The sequence below is a fragment of the Prevotella sp. ne3005 genome (genome assembly GCF_900110085.1).
Classification (GTDB): Bacteria; Bacteroidota; Bacteroidia; order Bacteroidales; family Bacteroidaceae; genus Prevotella.
On the sequence record NZ_FOCK01000001.1, the window covers coordinates 504,249 to 529,345 of the forward strand.

The 25,097-nt window shown below is 43.8% G+C and carries 23 protein-coding genes; all 23 read right to left on the reverse strand.

Going from position 1 to position 25,097, the window contains the following annotated elements:
* Positions 1 to 8 precede the first annotated feature (8 nt).
* From BMY16_RS02050 to BMY16_RS02160, 23 genes are read right to left on the reverse strand one after another with little or no spacing between them, the layout of a single operon-like run.
* Positions 9 to 914 (reverse strand): glycosyltransferase family protein, encoded by a 906-nt coding sequence (locus BMY16_RS02050; RefSeq protein ID WP_091839378.1) that lies wholly within the window; start codon positions 912 to 914, stop codon positions 9 to 11.
* Positions 915 to 917: 3 nt separating this feature from the next.
* On the reverse strand, positions 918 to 1,751 hold the full coding sequence (locus BMY16_RS02055; RefSeq protein ID WP_091839382.1) for a glycosyltransferase family 2 protein: 834 nt from the start codon (positions 1,749 to 1,751) through the stop codon (positions 918 to 920).
* On the reverse strand, positions 1,748 to 2,674 hold the full coding sequence (locus BMY16_RS02060) for a hypothetical protein (RefSeq protein ID WP_091839385.1): 927 nt from the start codon (positions 2,672 to 2,674) through the stop codon (positions 1,748 to 1,750). The genes BMY16_RS02055 and BMY16_RS02060 overlap by 4 nt, the downstream gene beginning before the upstream one ends.
* 4 nt (positions 2,675 to 2,678) lie before the next feature.
* Positions 2,679 to 4,151: an MBOAT family O-acyltransferase gene (locus tag BMY16_RS02065; RefSeq protein WP_091839388.1), complete on the reverse strand. Its 1,473-nt coding sequence runs from the start codon at positions 4,149 to 4,151 to the stop codon at positions 2,679 to 2,681.
* Positions 4,133 to 5,227: a glycosyltransferase gene (locus BMY16_RS02070; RefSeq protein ID WP_244512820.1), complete on the reverse strand. Its 1,095-nt coding sequence runs from the start codon at positions 5,225 to 5,227 to the stop codon at positions 4,133 to 4,135. Before BMY16_RS02070 ends, BMY16_RS02065 begins: the two co-directional genes overlap by 19 nt.
* 25 nt (positions 5,228 to 5,252) lie before the next feature.
* Positions 5,253 to 6,248: a hypothetical protein gene (locus BMY16_RS02075; RefSeq protein ID WP_091839393.1), complete on the reverse strand. Its 996-nt coding sequence runs from the start codon at positions 6,246 to 6,248 to the stop codon at positions 5,253 to 5,255.
* Positions 6,245 to 7,165, reverse strand: coding sequence for a glycosyltransferase family 2 protein (locus BMY16_RS02080; protein WP_170835972.1), 921 nt, complete (start codon positions 7,163 to 7,165; stop codon positions 6,245 to 6,247). The genes BMY16_RS02075 and BMY16_RS02080 overlap by 4 nt, the downstream gene beginning before the upstream one ends.
* Positions 7,141 to 9,000, reverse strand: coding sequence for a hypothetical protein (locus BMY16_RS02085; protein WP_091839399.1), 1,860 nt, complete (start codon positions 8,998 to 9,000; stop codon positions 7,141 to 7,143). Before BMY16_RS02085 ends, BMY16_RS02080 begins: the two co-directional genes overlap by 25 nt.
* Positions 9,001 to 9,002: 2 nt before the next feature.
* Complete coding sequence (locus BMY16_RS02090) at positions 9,003 to 9,797, reverse strand: hypothetical protein (protein WP_091839402.1); 795 nt, start codon at positions 9,795 to 9,797, stop codon at positions 9,003 to 9,005.
* On the reverse strand, positions 9,772 to 11,292 hold the full coding sequence (locus BMY16_RS02095; RefSeq protein ID WP_091839404.1) for a lipopolysaccharide biosynthesis protein: 1,521 nt from the start codon (positions 11,290 to 11,292) through the stop codon (positions 9,772 to 9,774). Before BMY16_RS02095 ends, BMY16_RS02090 begins: the two co-directional genes overlap by 26 nt.
* Complete coding sequence (locus tag BMY16_RS16015) at positions 11,289 to 12,341, reverse strand: acyltransferase (protein WP_091839407.1); 1,053 nt, start codon at positions 12,339 to 12,341, stop codon at positions 11,289 to 11,291. Before BMY16_RS16015 ends, BMY16_RS02095 begins: the two co-directional genes overlap by 4 nt.
* A 9-nt stretch (positions 12,342 to 12,350) precedes the next feature.
* Positions 12,351 to 13,439, reverse strand: a complete 1,089-nt coding sequence (locus BMY16_RS02105) for a glycosyltransferase WbsX family protein (protein ID WP_091839410.1) — start codon at positions 13,437 to 13,439, stop codon at positions 12,351 to 12,353.
* A 3-nt stretch (positions 13,440 to 13,442) separates the two neighbouring features.
* Entirely contained in the window at positions 13,443 to 14,024 is a 582-nt protein-coding gene (locus BMY16_RS15960; protein ID WP_091839413.1) for an acyltransferase, read from the reverse strand.
* 14 nt (positions 14,025 to 14,038) lie between these two features.
* Positions 14,039 to 15,187: an ATP-grasp domain-containing protein gene (locus BMY16_RS02115; protein ID WP_091839416.1), complete on the reverse strand. Its 1,149-nt coding sequence runs from the start codon at positions 15,185 to 15,187 to the stop codon at positions 14,039 to 14,041.
* A 5-nt stretch (positions 15,188 to 15,192) separates the two neighbouring features.
* Positions 15,193 to 16,239: a hypothetical protein gene (locus tag BMY16_RS02120; protein WP_091839419.1), complete on the reverse strand. Its 1,047-nt coding sequence runs from the start codon at positions 16,237 to 16,239 to the stop codon at positions 15,193 to 15,195.
* Positions 16,230 to 17,309 carry an ATP-binding protein gene (locus BMY16_RS02125; protein ID WP_091839421.1) on the reverse strand — a complete coding sequence of 360 codons (1,080 nt, stop codon included), beginning with the start codon at positions 17,307 to 17,309 and terminating at the stop codon, positions 16,230 to 16,232. The genes BMY16_RS02120 and BMY16_RS02125 overlap by 10 nt, the downstream gene beginning before the upstream one ends.
* A 10-nt stretch (positions 17,310 to 17,319) precedes the next feature.
* The gene (locus tag BMY16_RS02130; protein ID WP_091839423.1) at positions 17,320 to 18,015 is read right to left on the reverse strand and encodes a sugar transferase; all 696 of its coding nucleotides are present in this window, start codon (positions 18,013 to 18,015) and stop codon (positions 17,320 to 17,322) included.
* 1 nt (position 18,016) lies between these two features.
* A complete protein-coding gene (locus BMY16_RS02135) occupies positions 18,017 to 19,603 on the reverse strand; it encodes a CotH kinase family protein (RefSeq protein ID WP_091839425.1) in 1,587 nt (528 codons plus the stop codon).
* Between the two features lie 26 nt (positions 19,604 to 19,629).
* Positions 19,630 to 20,565 carry a glycosyltransferase family 2 protein gene (locus tag BMY16_RS02140; RefSeq protein WP_211839318.1) on the reverse strand — a complete coding sequence of 312 codons (936 nt, stop codon included), beginning with the start codon at positions 20,563 to 20,565 and terminating at the stop codon, positions 19,630 to 19,632.
* Positions 20,562 to 21,461: a sugar 3,4-ketoisomerase gene (locus BMY16_RS02145; RefSeq protein ID WP_091839428.1), complete on the reverse strand. Its 900-nt coding sequence runs from the start codon at positions 21,459 to 21,461 to the stop codon at positions 20,562 to 20,564. Before BMY16_RS02145 ends, BMY16_RS02140 begins: the two co-directional genes overlap by 4 nt.
* A complete protein-coding gene (locus BMY16_RS02150; RefSeq protein ID WP_091839431.1) occupies positions 21,448 to 22,461 on the reverse strand; it encodes a glycosyltransferase family 92 protein in 1,014 nt (337 codons plus the stop codon). The genes BMY16_RS02145 and BMY16_RS02150 overlap by 14 nt, the downstream gene beginning before the upstream one ends.
* Entirely contained in the window at positions 22,451 to 23,893 is a 1,443-nt protein-coding gene (locus BMY16_RS02155) for a lipopolysaccharide biosynthesis protein (protein WP_091839434.1), read from the reverse strand. Before BMY16_RS02155 ends, BMY16_RS02150 begins: the two co-directional genes overlap by 11 nt.
* Positions 23,890 to 25,077, reverse strand: a complete 1,188-nt coding sequence (locus tag BMY16_RS02160; protein WP_091839437.1) for a CDP-glycerol glycerophosphotransferase family protein — start codon at positions 25,075 to 25,077, stop codon at positions 23,890 to 23,892. The genes BMY16_RS02155 and BMY16_RS02160 overlap by 4 nt, the downstream gene beginning before the upstream one ends.
* Between the last annotated feature and the right edge of the window lie 20 nt (positions 25,078 to 25,097).

Here is a 25,097-nt window from a genome sequence, read left to right on the forward strand (position 1 = left end):
CAGTTGCCTCATCCCCGATGGAAGAGTTTCCTCAGTTTTTTACGTAAACCTATCTTCCGCACCTGCCAGAAGTCGGCCTGGTCATATCGGGCCTGCAGGGGGTCGGGCTGTACCGTATCGTTGTATACCAGGGGCCACGACAGGTGGCCCACTTTCAGATGGGCATAGGGGTTGGTGTCGCCCTGTTCGTAATGGGCCCCGCCATCCATGCCGATGTTCACGGCGAGGTTTACACCGGGACAGATCAAGAGACCGTCGTGGATCAGGATGCTGAGATACCATCTGAGATCCCAGGTGTCGAAGGGGATGAACTGATGGTAGTCGCCTTTGAAATAGTAGAACATCATCAAGCCCTCGAACCAACCCAACCGTTTCGTGAGATACCACGGCTTCAAGTTCCTGGCCGCCGCCATGGTCATATCCATCTGTTCCCAGGCCCTACGCCATGTGGCCCAGCCCCAACAGTTGAAACGGGGCGTGTAGACATAGGAGTTGTTGAGGTCGGTCCGACCGCTGTGGTTCTCGGCAGAGAGGCCCATCACCCTGTGGTCTTCGGCATATCTGGGGAGCAGCAACTCACAAAACGTAAAAAAGTCCTGTCCCACCAGGATATCATCTTCGATGATGACACCATAGGGCTCATGCTTGAAAAACCACGTGATGGCCTCATAGACAGCATGTCCGCAGCCCAGGTTGCTGTCGCGGAACAGGGTATGCACCTCACAATCCCAGGTCACGGCATCCAGCATCGCCTGCCGGGTGGCTGCCACCAGCTCCGCCTCGCCCGCCTTATGGGCTCTGGGCCCGTCACAGGCCAGGTAGAGGCGTGCGGGCTGATAGGTCTGCACCGCCGCCATCGCCCTTTTCACATGTTCCGGCCGACTGAATGCCAGGATCAAAACAGGTACCTTCATTCTTTATTCATTTTTCCACCACTGGGGGAACAGGCATTGCAGGTGGATGGAGAGATAATGTTTGAGACCGGTCAGCACCCCATGGTGCTTCCTGTCGAAATAGAAGAATTCGGCGGGAGCCATCCCGGTAGGTTGTCGTAATGCCTGCCAGCGCGCGCTCAAGGAGAGTTCCGGATCGCGCCAGCGGTCGGCCCTCGGATGCAGGTCGCACACGCCCAAGGGTTTGCCCACCATCATCATCGGGATGCCAGCCTCCTGGGCTCTCAGGCCATAGTCGATATCCCCCTTGTCATGCCGGAAGCGGGGATCCAGGTTGCCTAGTACCTGATACACCGCCCGAGGCACTAACACGACGTTTCCATTGAAGTAGTTGATGGTTACCGGCTGACCAGTCAGAGGGGGTATCACGGCATGGGCCAGGGTGCCCACAAAACCACCATAGGTGACGCTGTGGTGATCGCGGTCTTCCGTAGCCCCTACGATGATGGCCCGGTCTTCAGACTGTGCTGAGGTCATCAACAGGGCCTCGATGGCATCCTCATAGAGGAAGGTGTCGTCGTTCAACCAGAAGTAGAAGTCGAAATCCGCCTTCGCCGCTTCCTGCCAGGCTGTCCACATACCCCGGTTCCAATAGAGGTCGCCCGAGCCTGTGAGTACCTGTACTGAAGGATACTGGGCCCGTACGGCCTCAGCCGTCCCGTCGGTACACCCATCATCCGTGAGGTAGACGGTCATGGCATAGTTGGCAGGCAACCGGTTGGCAAAGAGGTGCTCCAAGCACAGGAGGGTCTTCTCTCGCCGGTTATGCACAGTCATCAGAACGGCTATCCGCTTCATATCGCTTGACGTAGAATCTCAATCAGATGACCGGTGTTCTGACGCACGCCTTCTTTCGTGACGTGGCCACCACCGTCATAGGAACAGCTGTCGTTGAGGACCATGGAGGCAGGCGGTACGACATACCATCGGCCGATGGACTTTAAGGCGGGCTCCAGTTTGGAGCTATAGCCTTCGCGGAAACAGGTCTCCACATCCACGGGGGGGACCATGAGCACCTTCGCCCCGGCAGCCTCGTACTGCAAGACGATGGTCTGGAACCACTGGAGGAAGTCGGTATCGACATCACGCTCCTCCCGCCGGCCCGTGGCCCTGGCACCCACACCCTTAAAGGCCAGATGGTTGACCTCGTCGCCATATTCATTAAAACCGTCCTTAAAAAAGGCGTTGCCATTCGACGGCTTATCCCAGCTTTTCCGGATGGGGTACTTGAGGAGTCGGTTGATATTACCGATCACCGCTGCAGGGACACCCTGCAACACGTTCGACCACTGATGGGCGTTGAGACGCGTGGCATTCCGCCAGTCGGTGGCTATCATCAACTGCGTAAGATCCCTCACATTCCCGTTACCACCATTGAAGAAGTTGTCGTACTCAATCTGGAGCACGATGACATCGCCCTTCCGCACATACTGCAGACAATCGTCCAACAGATAACGGATGCCCACCCCCTTATTCAGGCCGAAGTTCACCACATGACAGTGCAGGGAGTCCATGATGCGACGGGAGTCGGTGCCAAAGGCCACCGTACTGCCACCTATCAGGATGATACGGGGCTGGGGCGTGAAGGCTATCAGCTCCACCTTATGGTTGTATTCACATTCATAGGCATTACCATCCTTGGGGATGCCCCATAACAGCACGGCATTGGCCACCACAAACAGGAACACCACCAACAGCCCTTTCAGCCAGAACCTCTTCATCTGCTTAGAATCTGAAATAAATAAACTCCGATTTCGTGACCGACATACCGAAGATCATGATCAGCAGACCGACATAGATGGCATAGCGCACCCAGGCGTGACGGGCCACAAAGCCACCGCCAGCCAACTGCATCACATGGTCTTGGCGCCTGTTCACCCACTCACTCAGCGTCAGGATCACGATAGCGGGAATGATGATATACATCTGCAGGATGACCTCCTGCAGGGCCTCCAACGTGGCTGTCAGCTCCAACAACGACGGACTGCACATGCCCTGGAGATAACCGATGGCATCATGCATCGTCGACGCCCTGAAGATGACCAGGCCAATGGCCACCAACAGGAAGGTGAGCACCATCTGAACCGCCTCCCGGAGAGAGGGGAGGCAGCGCTCTGCAGCCACCACGTGCTTGTATTTCGTGTTGATGCCCAACACATTATAAATGGCCAGGAGGGTGCCGTGGAACAAGCCCCAACAGACATAGGTCCAGTTGGCGCCATGCCACAGACCACTGATGCCCCAGACGATCAGGACATTGCGGACTGCCTTCCAGCGCCCACACCTGCTACCCCCCAAGGGGAAATACACATAATCGCGAAACCAGGTGGTTAAGGAGATATGCCATCTGCGCCAGAACTCCGGGATGCTCCGCGAGAAATGCGGGAAGTCGAAGTTCTTCATCAAGTCGAAGCCAAACAGGCGGGCACTGCCGATGGCGATATCGGAATAGCCGGAGAAGTCGCAATAGATCTGGATGGTGAAGAGGATGGCCCCGAAGAGCAACAGCAGACCTGGCGCCGTCGTGTAATGGTCCCAGATCTGGGACACCACGGTGCCACAGTTGTCGGCCACCACCATCTTCTTGAAAAAGCCCCACAGCATCTGCCGACAGCCATCGACCGCCTTGGCATAGTCGAACCGACGGGGTTGTTGGAACTGCGGCAACAGTCGGGTGGCCCTTTCAATAGGACCAGCCACCAGTTGGGGGAAGAAGCTGATATAGGCAAAGAACGCCACGGGGTCGTGGGTGGCCTTCAACTTGCCCTGATAGACGTCGATGGTATAGCTGAGGGCCTGGAACGTATAGAAGCTGATGCCGACAGGCAGGACGATGTGGAGCGTGACCCAGTCCAGATGGAGGCCCATCGCCAGGAACAAGCCATTCAGGCTCTCCACAAAGAAATTGAAGTATTTGAAGAGGCCCAGGATCAACAGGTTCAGCACGATGTTGGCGGCACTCACATATCTTTGTTGTCGCCGATGCCCCTCGTAACGCTCCATCAGCACCCCACTCGCATAACTGCAGAAAGAGGTGAGGGCTATCAGAAAGAGGAACCGCCAGTCCCACCAGCCGTAGAACACATAACTGGCCACGACAATCAGCAGGTTCTGCCACCTGCGGCCCTTAAAGACGAACCAATAGAGCAGAAAGACGATGGGCAGGAAAAAGAGGAATTCTATCGAGTTGAATAGCATACTTCAAAAATTTGCCTGACATTGGTCTCCATGTCAAATTCACGGTGGATATAGTCGGATGCCTGTTGCGTGAGACGCTGTTGCAGGGCCGGGTCCTGAGACAGTTGTAAGATGGCCTCAGCCAAACGCTCAGGCTGTTCTTCCACGAGAAGAGAACAGTCCCCGTGCTTGTTGAAATCCCACAGGCCAGGCACGTTATAGAAAACGGCTGGGACGCCACAGGCCATGGCCTCGATGGCCGTAATAGGCATGCCCTCAAAGCGACTTGGCATGACATAGATATCGGCAGCAATCAGATAGGGGCGTACATCCTTCTGGTTCCCCAGGAAACGCACCGCATCCCCAATGCCCAGCGACGCAGCCAACTGTCGCTCCTCTTCGGTCTTGTCGCCCTCTCCCAGATGGAGATAGAGGATCTGAGGACAGGACTGTCGGATCATCGCAACTGCCTGCAGGATATCCTCATGACGTTTGATAGTGCTACATCCGCCAACAGAGATAATGACAAAACTCTCAGGACAGATTCCCAGTTCTTGACGAATCAGGCTCTTCTCGCCTTCCCGGGCAGGATAATACTTATTGGAGTTATACCAGTTATTAATCAGAATCGTGGAATTATGAAAATAGTTCAGTTCATGCTCATAAACCGAATCACTGATAGTCTGCTGAACCTGATGGAAGAGGTACTTACAAACATAACGCAGCAACACATGGTAGGGATAGGTCAATACCCTAGAGGGGAATACGTTATGATAGGTATATACCGAACTGACCCCTGCCCGCCAGGCACAATAGGCCATCGGGCATTTCATATCGGGACGATGCACATGGACCACATCTATCTTGTTACGCTGGATAAACCGGATGGTCCGATTCCAGTAGATGAACTTCTGAAAGAGCGACAGATGCTCGTAAGGCCAATGGAGAATCGTGTACCCTGCTTCCTGGAAGAATGGCGTATATTCTCCCAAATGGGTGGCAGTATTCACTACAAACAACTCACACCCCATTTCCTGAAACTGCTTCGCTGCTGCGACATACATGATCTCAGCACCGGAGAACTTTAACTCATCCAAAATATGCAAAACTCTCATAGCATCATCACCAATAAGTGGCATCCTCTACTTCCTGGGCTTTCTTAGGCTTATAGTCATCACCAGCCTTGACCCAGAACTCGTTCATCATGTTAGAATAAAAACCATAAGGCTGTTGCCATTCCCTTACTCCATAGGACGGATTTTCCCAACGTTTTCCACGGATACCAAACAAATGCTGTAAGACACCGCCTAAATGAACAGCCTTATGCCCTGTTCTTTTGGCCTCAGCAGCCAAAGGGAAGCCATAGGCCCCACAACCTATCAAGGCAACATCGTAAGGCTCCTTTGCCATTTCTCCTTTCATCCATTCCAAAGCCTCGAACCAATCGCGAAAGCCATTCGCTTCGCCTCCTATACTCTGTACGGCCTTGACAGTACGTAAATGAAATTCTGGCAAAATGTCCGGGTTGGAGAACAACTCTTTCCGATGATTGGTGTATTGGGATTCTATCAACTCAGCAAAAGGATGTACCACTAATACTTGTTTGCCATCTAATGCCTTCGTCCATGGATGCTTACATAAAAAAGGTTCAAGAAGATTCAATTGAGTAATATATACTTTTTTAAAATAATGCTGAACATACTTTTCTAAACTGATCCAACTTCCCAATATATCCAACTGTTCAATATCCTGTAACATCAACTTGCAGAATCGCACAAGATTATCTTCGGTAACAGGAAAAAAACCCGCATTAGTCTCCATACATTTCATCATACCCTTGTTCCACCACCATTCCGGACATCTCCCTGATAAATAGTCTCGCATAGGATATGCGCCATGTTGTATACCAAGATAATTAACCAGACATCCTAATTCATTACTCCCAAATCTGGCAATCATACAAGGATGATCAAGATTTAGCATCTCAAAAATCTTCCTTGACGCAAATTCTGCATTCAATTCTGCACAGGGTAAGGTCTGAAACATATCCTGCTCGCCAAACAGACTGCCATAGAATTTCCGGGCGATCTTTAAAAACAGAACCAGCGAGGCTGTCATGATATATTTTTAATAAAGCGTTTTAGACCTGCCAATTTACACATCATGTTAGATACAGTCAAGAAACACCATACGGAAAAAGCAGAATAGCCCCTATACGCTCTAAAATAATACGCATTTGATCGAGACATCATCTTATATACATAAGTGCCAAGATATTTCCGAGTAGTACTTCCATTATCATGAATAACAGTCATGTCAGGAGCAAAATAGTAACCCAATCCTATCTTACCCATCCTTTCAGACAATATGCAGCCTTCAGCATATAGGAACGTATGAGGATCCATCATGCCACAAGCAACATAGTCCTTCAAACGGGAAATGAAGAAACATTCTGCAAAAGTATAATGAAAACCTTCCTGAGCTAAATCACAATATTCTACCGGCTGGTGCTTTATTATTGACATCAATGGAGATGAAAGCGTTTCCCATATATTTCTCCATAGATAGGTCTTGGGCATAGGCGTTTGTCTCGTCCCATCAACATGTAAAATATTGGGGCCGATAATGCCAACCCCCTCTACGGATTCATACTTGTCGATAAGAACACTCACAACCTGCGGGTCAACGATTCTGATATCATTATTTGTAAACAAGACATATTCTATTCCTGGGAAGAAGCGCGCAATAAATGCCACGCCCAGATTGTTGGCTATAGCAAAGCCTAGATTCTCTTTTATATCAAGCACATAAACACGATGTCCACTCTTATAACCAGAGAAATCTGCTTCTACTATACAGGCATTTAAATTTTCCCTCAAAAAACGACAGCCCTCAACGGTCGATGAGTTGCTTACAATGACAACAATCGTCTCGACATCGAGTTTTGACAACTCCTTCTGAACAAATTCAGTTGTCAATTCTTCATTTTTATATCCAACGATAATTGAAGCTATCGTACGAGATGCTTTAGCCACATGATCCATCTTTGCAAATGATAATTCTCTGACCAAACAATCCGATATGAATAATAGATGCTATTCTTTTGGAGACATGCCTTACCCGTATGCCCCTCATATAGATACCTTAGCAGACCTATGGGGGAAATCGTTTCTATTAAGTTATCACCATCGGGTGTTCTCAAATCCTTCAGCCTTGAATAATCTATCAGGTGAACAGCCTTTTTAAACAAAGATATAAAAGCGACTCCCCAGACATCCATAGAGGGGATCATACTGTGATAAGGCATCTCACGTAAATACCCAAGAACAACCTTGCATACACAGGCATTGACAATAGATACTTTCTGAGAAATGAGATCCTCTTTCTCAAAGACCGGCTCAATACATGAGTTGTTTTCTTGATAGCCAATAACTGAAGGATAATAGGATGAGGAATAATAGGACTCAATCAGATATGTCAGATCTGTTGTAACAAATTCCGGGGGGAGAAAGGTATAGAACATGCCATATTTCCGACTAAGCACATCATCCCTACAGCCTAAATAAAAGAAAGGTATCTCTGATAAAGAGAACGATGAACGAATGCTATTTACCATTAACCTCGTCGATCCAAACCAACCGACATCAACCATAGCCATCTTCATGTGACTATCCAAGACCCCCTCTTGCCTGAAATAGTGATACAAGAGAAATCTGGATTCTTGACGTTTCCTGCTAATCACTTCTTCATGAAGTGCGAGATAAGACAGAAACGCCTTTTCATCCTTTTGGTCCTTGATGACCTTAATAGGGAGCTGTTGTATCAGCTCGTCTAATTGTAACTTACGTAATATCGGCTCTGTTTCAAATCCATTCAAGGAATCGTATCCCCCCATTATTTTGCCGATTGATTGGGAGTCCAGATCATTCAAAGTTGGAAGAGCCAGCGATCGTCTGGACAAGTACAAATACTTGCATTCGATGTCTGGATATTCTTCACGCAATGACAGGGCCATCTCATACAAAAGATAAGAATCCCTAGATAAGAAATAGAGTCGCTCAATATGGTGTAAACGTGCCTGTCTGAAAACATATAAGAGATATGGGATGTATAGAGACGCTACAAAGTCGGCAGCATTGGTGTAATCAACATCGCTCTCTGACAGATGAAGCCTTGCACTTCTTTGCATCCCTATTAATACTGACATGGTCTTCCCAAACGGGTATTTCTTGTATTCCGATTCTATAAACAGCTCAGTTCTTGTATAGGAGGTATCAACATATCTTGCCAGAATACCCTTTTTCCTACAGATGATATAATCACTTTGCTTATTATCGCCGAAATGCTCCCAAAAATTGATAGCGCCATAAAAATCCCTGACCGCATCATACAGGGAACCGTCAGCCTTGGACTTTCCATATTCACAAGATACGAATACAACATCCTGCTTCTCTGCGCAGCCCTCACGAATCAATATCTCCTTTAATAACGAGCTATCGATATACATGTCTGATACGAAACATATCGTGAAACCTTCTGAACGTTTGGATGAGATCTTTTCTAAAATGCTCTTATTGGAGGTCAACATCAATGACTCCATGTCTTTTTCGGACTTGATAGCATCTTCTTCTGAAACCGTTCCGAAACCCAATGCGCCAAAACCATCATAGATCTCTCTCAAACCGACAATGGACTTGGCAAATCTTTGACATGCTACTTGTTCTGCCTGAATGCGCCACATATAGAACGAGCGCTGCATCCCCTCATCATCTGGGAAAAGTTGTTTTGACAACAGGAAAAAGACATTCTCCGGCCGACCACATTTCCTCACGAGTGTAGTATCGAAGATGTCGAAAGATGCAAGTTTCATGATTATTCCTGATATAAATCTTTAAACAGGCCCTTTAAGCCAACAGGGTTCACCGAAATAATCTCGGTTTCCGGATAATAAAGATTGGCAAACTCCTTCAGATCATTCCATGCCTGTGCCGTTATTCTTGCCCATTCTTCCAGATTATCATCCCTATCCTTCGCTCTTTTCTTCAATTCATCAACAGTACCCTGAGACTTATCAAAGTGCCCCAACGCAGAACAATCGATTCCGACGAGATAGATACGACGAGGGTTGGTATATAATATGAATTGCATAGCTTGTAATGACACGCTGTTGAAATTGCCCAAAGGCTGAGATTCTAAATACAAAGCACATTTGCTATATTCATGAATATTGATATCCGTCATATATCGACGCACATCCCCCATCTTAAAAATCTCAGACTCTGGTATTTGATATCTGGCGCCTTTATTCTGATCACCTATAAACTTGATACAATCTACAGATGCAAAGTCTGAATAGATCTTATCGATTCCCATTTTATCAATTGAAAAAAGATAGTCAAACTTAACTGTTTTCAGCTTACATGCGCTATTGAGACCAACATATATACAATTCGGAATTGGTTTAAAGTCCTTGACAGAAGGACCTGCTCCAATCATGACAACATCCCTTCCTGAATAACAACCCTTAAATCCTGAAAATGTTTTCTGGTGAAGATTGGAAATGGTCAGTAAACGTTCCACCCTGTCTACAATCGCCTGATCATGCTTGTTGACATAATCAGAGATATATTGACCACCTAATTTAGTTAATAGCCATTTCATTTTCATCTTTTCTTCTTTTTTTAATAAGCTCTTTCACAAAAATCCAATCAGTCTTGTTCATGATAAGCCATAACGACATAAGGAATAGCAATACATATAACGAGCCGAATATCACAATATTCGCAAGATACGATTCTGTATGCGGAACAAAAATACAGATGCTGAACACGACAGCACCGCCGACAGTACCTGGCATGAGACTATGTACCAGAATACGCCTACTACTTAGTCCGAACAGATGCTTCCAGTAATAATTATAATAGAACAGTAGTTGAGACATTGAATAAATCATGAAAGACATAATTGTACCACCAACCTGGAAGTAAGGAATCAGCAACCAACAGGATAACAAGCCCAATAGGGATGAAAAAGCGGTATTATACATTAAGGGTCTAAGATTGGGCTGAGATAACATTAGAGAAGATATGAAATTGGTATGATTTCCCATAATAAGGAAAAGCCACAAATAAAGCCAAACCGTCAGATGCTCAAAATCTTCGCCAACATATATCATTAACAAATCATGGCCGATTGTCATGATTCCAAATACCACAAAGGACAAAAAAATAGAAAGGTATTTAGTACCATCATAAGCAATCCGTTCCAAGGCTTCCTGATTGCCTGATTTCACCACTCTTGAGGCCGTTGGTAACAAAACACCAAAAAACAAGCCAGGTAGTAAACCCACGACATTGACAATTCCATCAAGTATTCGGTAGTCTGTCACGGACTCAATCTCACCACGCATACCTAGAAAAACCGGTCTCATATTAAAATATATGAATTGAAAGATCGCAAAAGAGAACATATTAACAGAATAGGGAAGTATCTCCCGAAATATCTTCTGATTAAACTGTGGCCAAAAGGATATATCTGGTATTTCTCTTCGGATCTTTCTAACCTGTAAAGGGATTGTTATAAATCCTACAGACATAGTCAGAGCCATAAAAGTTTCTATATCGAACTTAAACAACAATGTGGAAATAAGCACCAATATAAGGAACAATTTGGGTAATATCGCTATCTTCTGAAACCATCCAACATTCTCTGTTGCTCGAATAACCTGTTCAATGCATGAGAAATACCAGTTCAGTATAGAGCAAATAATGACAATCCATAAGAGGTGTCTTAATGTAACATTTTGGGCATCAGACACATTGAACACGTCTTTTGTATAGACAAGTACGACAGACAACACCAAAACATTCAGAATACCCATCATGCCATAGATGGCAAGACTGGTTTTGAACAGCTCGTTAACTTTCCGCCAGTTTTGCTCTTGAATCCATATAGAAAGGAACCGCACATTCGTTGTATTCATTCCGATGTCGGCTAAACCGACACAAACATTCAACGAAGTCGCCAAACTAACCAGGCCATAATTAGCATTCCCGAAATAACCGATCAGGATAGGAGTCGCAAAGAAACTATATGCAGCTCCAAGTATCGTACAAATCGTAGACCAGACTGTACCAGAAAGGATTTTCCCGGACGTACTCATTTTCTTGAAAGCGAGAACCTGGAATACAAATAATTGTAAATGCTGAGCCTTGAGAACCGGTCAAATATGACAATCAGCATAAAAAGGACCACTCCATACAACAAAACGACCAGATACATATACATATCTGAATAACACGTATGACTATCTGCTATCACAGACCTGAGCGGATTGATATATGCAAGGTGGTTTATAAGCCCATTTTCATGCAGTAAATATACTGAAAAAACAGATGGGGAAATCAAAAGGATCCACCTTCTATTGATGTTCAACGTCAGGAAGAATATAAAAAACATCACCGATGAGAGCATCACCCATGGTGAACTGTACGCATACATCATTTTGTCAGACACATCGTGCCCTCTCTGCACCCAGCTATAAGCTAGTACAAATGTGACAGCAACAGACAATAAATACAGCAGGAACCAAAGTGTTCTTTTAAGCCTCAACTTCTCAACCTTAATCAACCTTATATATCTTCCCAACAAATACAAGACCACAAACTGATAAATGCTATACCCTTGGTAGCCATAAACGCCATAGCAGAAAAAAACACATAGCAGCGCAGACCAAAGAGCAATATCATGAAGCCAACGTCTTTCACAAAGAAGATTAAGCAAAGGAGACACAAGCATCAACATGAAATAGCTGGGGACGAACCAAAGATTGGGGGCATTAAACGGCAATAAAACCCAAATGACATAACCAATAGTAACAGGCTCATGCTGAGACATTTTCTGAAGTAAGAAAATGACAACAGCAATGAAAGAACAGAACACTACTTGAAACAAAAAAGAAACGAGCGATTTGATTCTAAGCCGAATTGAGAAATAGCCACTGATTAAAATGAAACAATTCACTGCAACTATCACAAATGAGTTCACCACTAAAGCGATATTGTTCATTAACACAGACGTACTCTCATTTCGCAAAATCACATTTAAGTTAAAATGAATGATTAACACGAACAACATGCATACAATCCGCAGAAGTTCAATGTTTCCTTGTCTCTGCGAGCTACCTATCTGTTGTTCGGACAGTCGCTTCATCTTAACACATTATTTCAGCTCATCATATGCGGTTCTTGTTGCCTCTATATAGCCCTTTCCACTTAGTTGATCTGGTTCCATATAGTTGCCTTCCCCCCACTCGTTCCAAGCTTTGATGAACACCACATTCTGATCGGACGCTCTGCCTATGCACATCTCAAACACCTTCTGACAAAGGGTTTTCCAACGTTCCGGGGTAGAACGGTGGAGGATGACGCCCCGGTTTCCACTCCGGGGGGAATGGTCAAAACAGGGCACCAGACACGGCCACACATCCTTGTGCTGGCCAAAGGTCTTCAACAAACTATTGGCATAGGTATCATACTCATACACCTTGTTGGGTTTCTGGGTGATGGTCCGCATCATTCTCTCCCAGATCTTCCGAGGAAGCAGGGTCTTATTAAACATCTCCCTGATATAATCCACCACCACATGGTCATATCCCATCTTCTTGATGTTCTCCACCTCCTTATCCTCGAACGTAAAGCCAAAAAACGTAAAACCAGGAAGGTCATATTGGATGGCGAGCTCGTTCCACGTCTTCTGGAACAACTCAAACCGATCCTTGCCTAAGCCCATGACATTATAAACGCCGAATAACAATTTCCCATTCACCTTCATATAACGATGGTCCTTGAAGGCAGGCAACATCTCGTGGAAATGGGCGATAAAATCATCGACACCGGGATAGGTCTGACCTATCAGGAGTTTGTCGGGCATGTCGGGATCCCAGGTCTTACGATACCAACTATGGTTGGCCCAACAGAGACAGAAGGGGAAGTCGGGCTTTCCCGACTCAACGACCTCCCTGAAAACCCTGTCCAACAGTCTCCGGCCGGCAAACCAATAATGCCAGTAACAAAAACCCTCTATACCGGCTTCACGGGCCAGTGCTACCTGGCGCTCCCTGACCTGAGGGTCTCGCAGGTCGTAATAGCCCAGATCTGCAGGGACACGAGGTTGGTAATGGCCCTTGAACAAAGGCCTTCCCCGTTTGACATTGGTCCATTCGGTAAAGTCCTTCTCCCACCATTCGTCATTCTCCTTCGTCGGGTAGAACTGTGGCAGATAAAATGCTATCAATCGTGGTTTTGACATTGTCTATAACGTTTTGATGATTCTGGCAGGGACACCTGCCACCATACTATTAGCCGGCACATCGGATGTTACAACGGCATTCGCTGCTATAATGGCATTATCGCCAATGTGTACACCTGCCAAAATGGTGGCCTTGTCACCAATCCATACATGATTACCAATAATGACCGCACCTTTTGATACCAATTTCCTAGAAATAGGAGGTATGGAAGCTTCCTCTAGACTTAGACCACCATGGCTATTATCGGAAATCAGCACAAAACGGCCCGTCAACAGACCATCGCCTATGACGATCTTGTTGATGGCGGTAATATGGCAATACTCGCCGATGTTACAGTGATTACCAATGGTAATACTCGGGGAAAAGGATTGCTCATGATAACTTGTCCAACAACCAAGAATCGTATGACGCTGGATGATTGTGTTATCGCCTATGACAATATGTTTCTGCCCCCCTCCCCAAAGCCGACACGAGCGACCGACAACGGAGTTATGACCAAGATGTCCCAGATAATGACGTATCCACTTCGAATACAGCGCATCCAAATAGATACCTAGTCTCTGGCACCAGGAATAAGGAATCATAGCGTGCAATAGAATTATTTCTTAATAAATTTATTTAAATCCGGTTTAGCCGTTTTAGAGTAATACATCATAAAATTCGTATGATAGCCATCATTATGAGTCAACGGCAATAACTCCTTACTTACCTCATTTTTCCAATAAAGCCAGTCGAACTGCTCACATATATCAAAGAGCGGCTTTAAGTAGGCTGTTTGTTCTGTAACGAAACAGACACCAGCATAATAGTTTTTCAACTGCGCCTCATCCAGTCCACGGAATTCATCCAGCGCTACCTCAATCAGACCTTTAATATAGGGATACCCTGTACTCAGTTCTGTCAAAGGCCATGCAATATGGTCACCACCTGGGCGGGCGTTAAACTCTATCAGATAGATCTTGTCATGGACTATTTTTATCTCGGTATGACAAGAACCGTTTTCTACGCCTATAGCAGTCAAACCTCCAAAAACAGCTTTCTGGACCGCAGACCTCATCTCTGGAGACAGTTGTGCAGGCTGCCGATGCCCTAACTCCACACAATGAGGGGGGCCGGAACTGATTTTCTCAGTGATTTGAATCATATAATGTCTTCCCTTGTAAGAAAGACTTTCTACAGAATACTCCTGCCCTCCCTTGATAAATTCTTCTATAATAATAGGATCATGCCCTGCAAACTGCTTCGTGTAACCAAATGCAGAGATTAACTCGTCAGGACTATCAACAACTGCAATTCCTCTTTTTCCACCTTTTGAGGTTGGTTTTAAGATTATCGGGAATTGCCAGTCCTTATCATTAAACACGTCCAAATCATACACTTCCGCATACCTTGGCTGCACCAAGCCTTCTACATGCTCGCAGACTTTTCTGTTACGGTATTTGTCTGTTATCACTTTGGCCTTATCGTATGGAATACATGGCAGGCCCATATTCTGAGCAACGTAAGATGCGACAGGAACTGTCAGCTCCGTTGTTGCAACGACGCCATGAACTCCTATCTTCCTGCAGATATCAAGAACATCATCTACTTTCATGATATCTACAAGATGGTGTTCCGTGACAGTTTCCTTGGCAACACAATGGTCGTCAAAAGAAAAAGCATGGGACTCAATCCCCATCTCACTCGCATTTTTGCCAAAAATCCAGGCCATACGACCGGAACCAATGATAGCAAGTTTCTTCACCATTCTTCCTATGATTTTATAACGTCAACCATCCTTTGCATATCACTAAGGCCATATCTCTGATCGATGGGAAGCATCAGGATCTCATCATATATACGTTTGATGCTATCGTTAATCATAACGGCAGAAGTATGCACTGGCCACAATATTGGGGCGTAGATCTCCTTCTGAGCAAGTTTTTTCTGGAAAGCAGACCTGTCTTTGACATAAATCGGGAAAAACAAAGGAGCACATGTCACTTCCTCCAAATCTCTGCCAACAGGCTCAAAATCATCACTGCCATAAAGATGATCATGGAGATACTTATAATTCTCAAACCTCTTTCTTTTGGTCTCATCGATATCTATTTGTGACAATAAACCAATGGAAAGGTCTGACATCCGATGGGGTTCGATTGATTTTGAAATATGACCAATCGCCACATTCCCCACCCGTCTCGATATGTCCTTGATATTCTCGTCACCTGTCTGGTGGAATACACCCCTTAAATACATGGCATCCGACATGGTGCGAACAAACTCTTCGTTCTCTGTCATCCCATCCATCATGACATCCTGTCCTACCAGGAAAGCCCCGTCAGGAATCGGGAACCACTTACGATAACTACCTATAAAGAAATCAAAAATAGGACTCTTTTGAGTCGAGAACACACATTGGGTTAAATCCTCTATCAGAACACATCCTTTTTCCTTGATAACCGACAAAGCCTGAAGTTCCGCTTCATTCAGATCTGCGCCATAATAGGGATGAGCGACACAAAGGGCAGGAGAGAAACGGTCATATTCACATAACAAACCATCCGTATCAATTCTGAGTTCTCTGGTGATATTATAATAGCAGATATCCCATCCTGATTGCAAAAAAGGGTCTATAACGGTCTGACAGGTATAGGACGGCAGGAGTACTCGCTTCTGAGCGTTCTCACAATAGTGGGTAACCGCCAAAAGAGCCTCACGGCAAAGTGAGAAGTATACGGCATTCTTACCAGCCAGAGTCAAAGCACTGCCAGGTTTCGACTCAATTTTCCTTAACGAAAAAATGCTTCCTATCTCCATCCGTCATTCTTTTCAAACACATCCTCCGATTCCAGGATAATGGGTTCCACATCAACATCCCTCAAGAATATATATGGTTTCTGATAATGGAAAAAAGGAGCACGCTCAACATGGTCGGCATTACCATCCTCCATAATCTTAATCGTGTCCTCTATAAGGTCGAAACCTACATGGGCCATCACACCGGTATAGGCCATATGACGGATATTAACCTCCGTCACCTTCAGACGACCATCCTTGTCTTCCTTCAAGTCAAACGACAAGATGCCGTGAGCAGGCACATTCAGTTTCTTCTCCAAATATTTGATGCAGCGATCGCAAAATTCATTGATCCTGTCTTCATTCAGAAAACGGCCAAAAGCTGTATTACCTGTCACATGCGAGGGAGCCGTATTAGCCATGACATACTCTGCGCACTCCAGAGCTGCACCTTTCACATATTCGCCATGATAATAGAGCATCTCATTGGCAAGATGGCGACCCGTCAGAAATTCGCTGACAGTAAACTCCGAAATACGACTATTGATAAACAGCCATGACTTGTAGCTGCTTAAATCCTCCAGTTTCAGGGAGCCTAAGCCACCTGTGCCCTCTGTGGCCCGAATCCAGCAGGGGAAGCCTATCTCTTTCTCTACATCCTCATATCGGGGATTATCCTGGGTTACTTTGATGGTCTTGGGAATAAACTCCGTATCTTTAAGCAGGTCGGCCATGATACTTTTGTCTTTCAGTGACACAGAGAGCAATTTGCTTCCCATGAAAACAGGACAAGGATAATGGCCATGTTTCTCAAAGTAGTCGCCCCACTCCACAATTTCACTCTCCGGCTGCACAAACGCATAGTCGATATGCTTTTCCTCTACCAACTTCTCTATAAAGGGGAAGTATGCTTGATCCGTACAACGGGGACACACATAATAATCATCGAGTAGCCCCTTCATAAAGAAACCCAAGGCTTTCTTATTCACATCTACACCTATCAGACGATAATCGGGATGGTTTTCCCTGATAATACCCGCTATCGAACGAGGGGTCAGTCCTCCAATTCCTGTAATTAGGATATTCTTCATTGTCCAATTACTATTTAATATTATAACGATCCATTATTTCTTTCATCTCCTTAAAGGCTTTCTCAACTTTATCATGACGGCCTTCTTTTTCCCATTGCTCACTCCTAAAGTCATAGAAATGGCCAACACCACTTGTATCCACACCAACATCGTCACGATGGAGAACCTTGTAAATTGTCAATAGAAAAATCTTCAAGTCAAGTGTGAACGACTGATTCTTGACATACTCCACATCATAATTAAGCTTCTGATTCCATTTAACAGATTTCCGGCCATTCACCTGTGCCAAGCCAGTAATTCCAGGTAACACATCATGCCGATGTTGCTCCGTTTCATTATAAAACGGATAATACTCCACAGGAAGAGGTCTTGGACCTATCAGCGACATGTCTCCTTTTAAGATATTTATCAACTGGGGAAGTTCGTCAATACTTGTCAAACGAACAAAACGACCGACCTTGGTCAGACGTTTTGCATCTGGCAACAATTGTCCGTTCTCATCGCGCTCGTCTGTCATCGATTTATACTTATAAATCTTAAAGAAGCGACCTCCTTTTCCGACTCTTTCCTGAAAAAAAAACACGCCTGCTCCTTTATTGGCAAAGTGCAACCAGAGAGTAATCACCAACAATAGCGGTGAGAGAACAAGCAGCATCAACAGCGACACACAGAAATCTATAAATCGCTTAACAAATAACTTATACATATTACATTTTAACCCTAAACTGATAATCCAACCAATTGAAGCGCTCCGTCAGCCATTCTTTCATAGACTGTACCTCGTTGGTATAATTGCCCCAGATGTCATAGTTGGGCCAGGTCTCCTTATAAAGCGTGCCCCAACGGTTCTCATTCTCTGCAGCTGCATGGCGTAGATAGACCGCATCCTCAGACATATGGCGGAAAATGTCCCCCTGGTGGTTATAGAAATAAGTAAAACGCTCCTTCACCTTAGCCACAAAGGCGGGATCCTCAAAGAGACGAGCATACCAGGTGGCATTCTTCACCCAAAAGCCCTCCGTCTTAAAGTTATTGTTGTAATTCACATTGCCAAAGGCCGTATCAAAATCCCAGATCGGGCCCATCTTCAACTTGCCACCTCTGGTGAGATTCATATAACAGCTGGTAAAGAACACGGCATCGTTACATCTGGCGATCTCACAGATGAGGTACCAGTCGACGAACGAATCCATATCCATGTATTTCTGCCAACCGTTCTCAGGGTCGGTGAAGTTTGTCGAATACAGTGCGTTCTCGGCCGTCGTGACAAAGTCCTTGACATAGTTATAGTCCTCACTGCCTGTTTCGACACTGGGGGACTTGATGTTGACCGGTCGCTTCAGGTTGGGCGTACGGAAGACCGCATCTTCGGGCAGGTAATTATCGTCGATCTCAAGGAGGAAGCCATCATCGCCCACATCCACACGATGCTTGGAGCGCTTCAGCTTCTCACAGAGCTGATAGGTGCCCTGATACCTGCCATTCAACATGAGTTCCACGAAATGGGCTTTCGGCGTATAGTCGAGGTTGCTGATCTCACCCATATAGAAAGCGGTGCTGTTGCGCAGCATCGTCTTGTCGGCGTAATTGCCTAACAGTACCCAGGCTTTGTCCTTATGTTCACCCAACAACGGGTAATCCTGGTCGAGTTTGAGACGATAGGGTTTCTTGGGCATGGCCCAGTTGGAGTTACCACGTCCCTTGATCTGCATGCCTGTCTCGATGACATCGCCTGCAGAACGGGTTCTGACATCCTCCACCAGTCGGAAGTTGGCATTGACATATTCCTGTCTAGAGACAATCTCCTGTCGGTCCCAGGTCTCTATCCATACCACGGGCAGGCCAGTAAAAGCATGGACATACACGGTATATTCCTTCGACTTGTTCTGGTTGGTCACCAACAGTTTGACAGGTTTCTTGAAATCATAAGCCGTCGTTCTGCTGGACGCCGTCGAACCATTGAGTTTGACGGTCTCACCGACGAACTGGAAGTCGGCCACCAGTTTCTTATCCTCCATCACATGGGGAACCCAGCACTCCACCACGCTGTCGCCAATGATCTCGCCCTTCACATCGGCTGCCAACAAGGTGGCGTTATCTGCAGCCCAGAAATTCAGGCCCAGAAGGACAGGATCAGCTGGCACAGGCTTCTTCATCTCGTCGATCTCATCCTGGAGATGTTTGTTCTTGTCCCTCAGGTCAGACAACTCTTGTTCAATACCACTGAGGTCAGTCTCCTTGCTACAGCCTAATAAGGCCATAACCATCATTGTACAAAAGATTAATCTCCTCATATGCTTTATTGTTTTTGGTTTTATCTTTATATAATTACTGGCAAAAAAAAACGCTTTATTTTGCTTGCAGCTGCAAAACAAATATCAATAGGTGCTAGTAAGTAGGCTTTGAGAACCATTCGGTAATAACCAGATATCCCATAATACACCTTCATACTCTTCTTGATATTATTTAAGATAAAGGTATGCTTTGTGGGCAAAATCTTTTCATTTTTATAGAGTTTCACCAATAATCCAAACAAATCCTTTCTAATGACTTCAAAGGTTTCATTACTTATTCGTTGGGCATCTCGAAGTTCCTTGATCAAATCAAGAAAATGGACTGCAAAAGTATCAAAGAGATCATAGCCTCCTTTACCTGCATCATCAGACATTTGCTCGTATTTCTTATTCCAGATCACGTACTGAGAATCCTTGCGTACATTAAACAATAACGACGCATTAGGGAACATCTGATCTAAATGAATACGCCCAATTTGATCCATATCTTTTTTCCAAAAGCCAATTCCTGCACTCCAGCTAGCCCAATAACTCAAATTCTGAAGGAATTGATCCATATCCTGACAGTCTATGACATCAGGTCCTTTCACCTGGCCATCAGAACAATATATAATAGGTTGACTTTCCTTATATTTTTCAATCATGGCCAACCAATCAGATATTGTACCAGGTAAGAGCACACTACGATGATTGAGCATTTTACAGAAAAGAGCCTTACCCTCTTTCAATGAAGTAACCAGATTCAGAAATCCTTCGTCTGTGGTAGGGATATATCGAAGGTTGGGGTAATTATATCTGGGAAGATAATCTGAAATCTTTGAATCCTTGCCATTGTCCGTGATGATGACTTCAAACTTTGAGAGGTCACAATTCTGGGCATAGATGCTATCCAGGACTGGAAGAATCCACTGAACAGCCCCATTCGTAGGAATACATATTGAGAGAAGTATTTGATTGATCATATTTCTTTCAAATAATTCAAATAATCATCGTAATTTCTGATATAATCATCTTCTGAATAGCCCTCTGATGCTAACACCAGACAGATAGAGCCTGAAGAAAACCCTTGTTCGGAAGCCCAAATGCCAGGAGGGACATGAAGCCCCCAAAACGGACGATTTAGAAGCACAGTTCGCTTATTGGTCCCATCATCAAGAGAAACTTCAAAACTTCCACTTGCGGCAATCAAAAACTGATGGCACTTTTTGTGAGCATGAGCACCACGGTCTTCTCCACCAGGGATATCATAACTGTAAAAAACCCTATTGACAGGAAATGGCACATGCACATTCTGATAGATATATGTAAGATTACCCTCTGGGTCGTGCATTTTGTTCAGTTCACAAAGTGAACAGTCAAAAACGCTCTTTCCTCTATGTGACAGATACTTAGTTATGGGATTATTGACTTTAACGGATGTATCTCCTTTTGAGGAATCAATCATGACGGTCTTATCCTTTGACCACAACTTATATTCCTCATAGTCCATGATATAATCATTTTTATCGTAATCGGTAGAAGAGAGTACAAGGGCCAACGAATTCGTAGAAAAATTAGTCATGGTTCGCCAGATCCCCTTGGGCACATAAAGGCCATAATAAGACCTATTGAGTGGAAAGGTCTTTTTCTTTGTACCATCACTAACCTGCACATCAAAACTACCAGACAAAGCCACAATAAACTCTTCTGTTTCTTTATAGGCGTGTCCACCGCGATTCACGCCTCCTGGAACATCATAGATCCAATGAGTCCTTTTGATTTCAAAGGGAATCTGTTTAATTTGCTCAATGATGGACAAATTACCACGCTCGTCGCCAATTTTTGGCAATGATATGATTTTACAGTCAGTTATTTTCATACTTATATAACCCCATTTTCAGCTTTAGCTGCATCAAAAACCTAAATATAACATGATTGGTTGTCCTATTGTTTTCTTCGTGTTCGAAGAAATAATCCATATTTAGTTTAGGATTTACCTTAAAATACACATCTGTCATCCTTCTCTTTTTCTCATATACATCCCAGGCTTTAGACCAATAATGATTAATCTGAATGGTATAATTGGAATCATGATCAAAGTGGCTAAAAAAGATGGGTTCGAAAACAAACCATCCAAATTGATTAACAGGGAACATGGTCCATCTAAAAAGGCCACCAAGAAGAGGATATCTGACACGTGTAAGATGATGAGTGGAAGTATCAAATACAGATATGTCGTAATCCGTATTAACTAAACATTTTCCGCAATGATATAAATGATCCCATGAAACAGAATATTGCTCTATTACTAATTGATCACTCTGATGATAGAGTTGGCCAGAAGTACCAAACATACGCCAATATATCACTAATACGGGGTACTTATCGTACTTCGCAAGCCAATTTGTCAGCGTTCTCTCGTATCGCGGACAGAAAAACTCATCAATATCAAGAAATGAAACCCATTGAGTTTCATGACGATAAGTCTCATAGAAGTTCTGATAAGCTTTTATTTGGGCCTGATCATAAGGCCAATCTATTAAAGAGACCAAACCTTTATCCATATAAGGCTGCAACACCTCTTTATAGTTGTCCTCTGAGTTATTGTTATAAAGATAGAAATGTTCTACTCCTATCATCTCATGAAACTCTATCCACTCCTTCAGAAATGGAGCCTCGTTCTTAAAAATGCCACAAATACTAATTCTGTACTTCTTTGTATACTTTGGCTTGCGAAGAAAAAAACGAAGGATAAAATTCTGAAATAAAAGATTTAAGAATAATGGCAAAAGCATCATTCGATCGTGACACGAAGCAATCACGCCCCTTAGTCTTTTATGTTTCTTTACAAATAATACCAATATATTCTTAAAAGCCATACCTATCTTTTTTATAAACTTGTATCTTCTTGATATAATCCAGGAACAAAGAATCTCTCAGTCCCCAAAGGACTGCGCAATAAACCAAACTCATGATGATTGTTCTGAAGACTATGTCGACAACACAGTTGAATTGTACAAAATTAGAAAGCGAAAAGACAACTACCGATCCTATCACCCATGCCACGAGATACTTCGACACATCCTTTATCTGCTCTATGTATGTATAACCAATATACTTACTTGGAGCAGACATATTTACGATGGTAGAAATTAAGGAAACGATAAACATGGCTGCCAACAAACCATACAAGCCAAACTGAAGCAGTAATAAAATGACCAATAAGTAAACTGGTTTTTTGATGAACTCCAACTTTAAAGTATATTCTGTATGATTAACGATCTGCAAGATAATAAGAGTCAGATACTGTATATTAGAAACAATGTTACATAATAATAATATCTGAAATATAGAAACCGTTTCAACCCACTTCTCACCCCATATCAGGAGAATAAGCGGTCTGGCAACCACTATGAGTATGCCACTTACCAAGGTCATAACGCAAGTTATCATCATGGTAAGATCTCTGTACTTTTCCTTCAGCAAAATAGTATCACCCTGATATTTAGACAGCAATGGAATTGCGACTTTCTGCACGACACCATTGCAGATATTGTCTGTTTGAGTGGATAGTGACCGGCCTTTAGAATATAAGCCCAGATCGCTTTTTCCAACATATTTTCCTATGAGCACAGAATAAATTTCATTAAACACGGTTCCCAAGAAATTGGCACCAATGAGTTTTGAACCAAATCCCCATAAATAACTCATCGACTCTTTACTAAATTCCATCGTGGGCAACCACTTGGCCACAATCCAGAACATCAGAGTCCTGATAAAAGCAGAAAGGACGGAAAATACCACCAAAGAATATACTCCCAAACCACGATAGGCCAAATATATAGCCACTAAACCTGATGGAATCTGAGAAGCTATATTGATAAATGCCTGTTCCTTCATCCTCAACTCTGCTGTCAATATAGCATTCTGGACAATACACAAAGAATTGAGTATTACGGTGATGCTTACGATACGAGTCAGAAGAACCAGCTGTTGATCCTCAAAATAATCAGCTATAAAGGGTGATGAGATATATAGAACCAAATACATGACCACACCCATTATTACATTAAAATGGAATGCAGTAGAGTAATCTGTTTGAGTCCTATCAAGTTTACGAATTAATGCATTTGAAAAACCTGCTTCTATAAATACATTGGAAAAAGTAATGAATATCGTACTGATACCCACTAAACCATAATCTTCAGGAGTAAGTAGGCGTGCGAGGACAATTCCTATAAAGAGACCTACTATTTGGGACCATACCCTATCTAGCACACTCCAAATAGTTGCCAAATATGATTTTCTCATTTTGTAGTAGACATTTTAATCATTATCCTATCCACAACTCGTTCTGAAGCATGCCCATCATCTATACTACCATACCATTTCATGAAATCATCAGAATAAGGATGATCGAAGTCCAAATCTTTCAGAGATGCTACTAATTCTAAATTATTTTTGCAATGAGGGAATGGTAGTTTATAATACTCCGGTCTTATTCCTCTATGGGCAACATACGCCTGCTCGTCAGTAGCAAACAACAGAACAGGTTTATGCATCAACAAAAAATCTATCATTATGGAGGAATAATCCGTTATAAGGATATCTGTTATCAAAAACAACTTTTGAGCATCAGGGTAAGATGTTACATCTCTTATGGAATCAGAGTATTCAAAATCCAATGATTTTCCTGATAAAAAGAATACATTAGGATGAGCTCTTACTAAGAGTATCCAATCTTCTCCTGTCTTCCGCTTCAGCTCATTTAGAAGCATATTGGCATCAAGACAATAACAACTAAAATCGCCATTATCACGAAACGTAGGAGCATAGGTTACAATCTTTTTTCTATGGTCTATACCAAGTTCCTTTCGAATATCCTGCTTATCTGTATCCTTCCAATTGAAATAAATATCATTACGAGGGTAACCACTTTCCATGATTTCTCCATGATACCACAAAGCCTTGCGACAGAAGTTGCTTGTCCATTCACTATCAGACAACATTAAATCCGTCAGTTTGGAGTCTATCTTACTGTATTTAACATACACCTCAGGAAGTTTCTCCTCACATTCCGCTTCTACATATTTAAGAGGAAAGGATCCATGATGAGTTTGTATCAAATATTGTTTTCCTTTCTTTGAGTATCTTATTCTGTCTCCTTTGCTATTCATGACAAGAACTCGAGCTGTTGAAAGATGATAAACCGCTTTTATTCCTGTTTTTTTTACTAATTTAATAGGATGAGGAATATCTTCAATCTTATAATTGGATAACCAGATCAATTTCGCCCTTATTCCACGTCGTAATATTTCTTCTGCAATAGCTTTAGGATTACAGCTATAATCTTCGTTTATAAATACGATTTTGTCATTCTGCACCCGACAAAGGGCAAAAAGATATTTATATAAGAATATCTTGCTTTCAGAAAAGATTCTTAAAACAAGACAACAACTAATTGTCAAGGCTGATTTTGTCAATCTTATCAGCATATCATTTATGCTTTAAAACA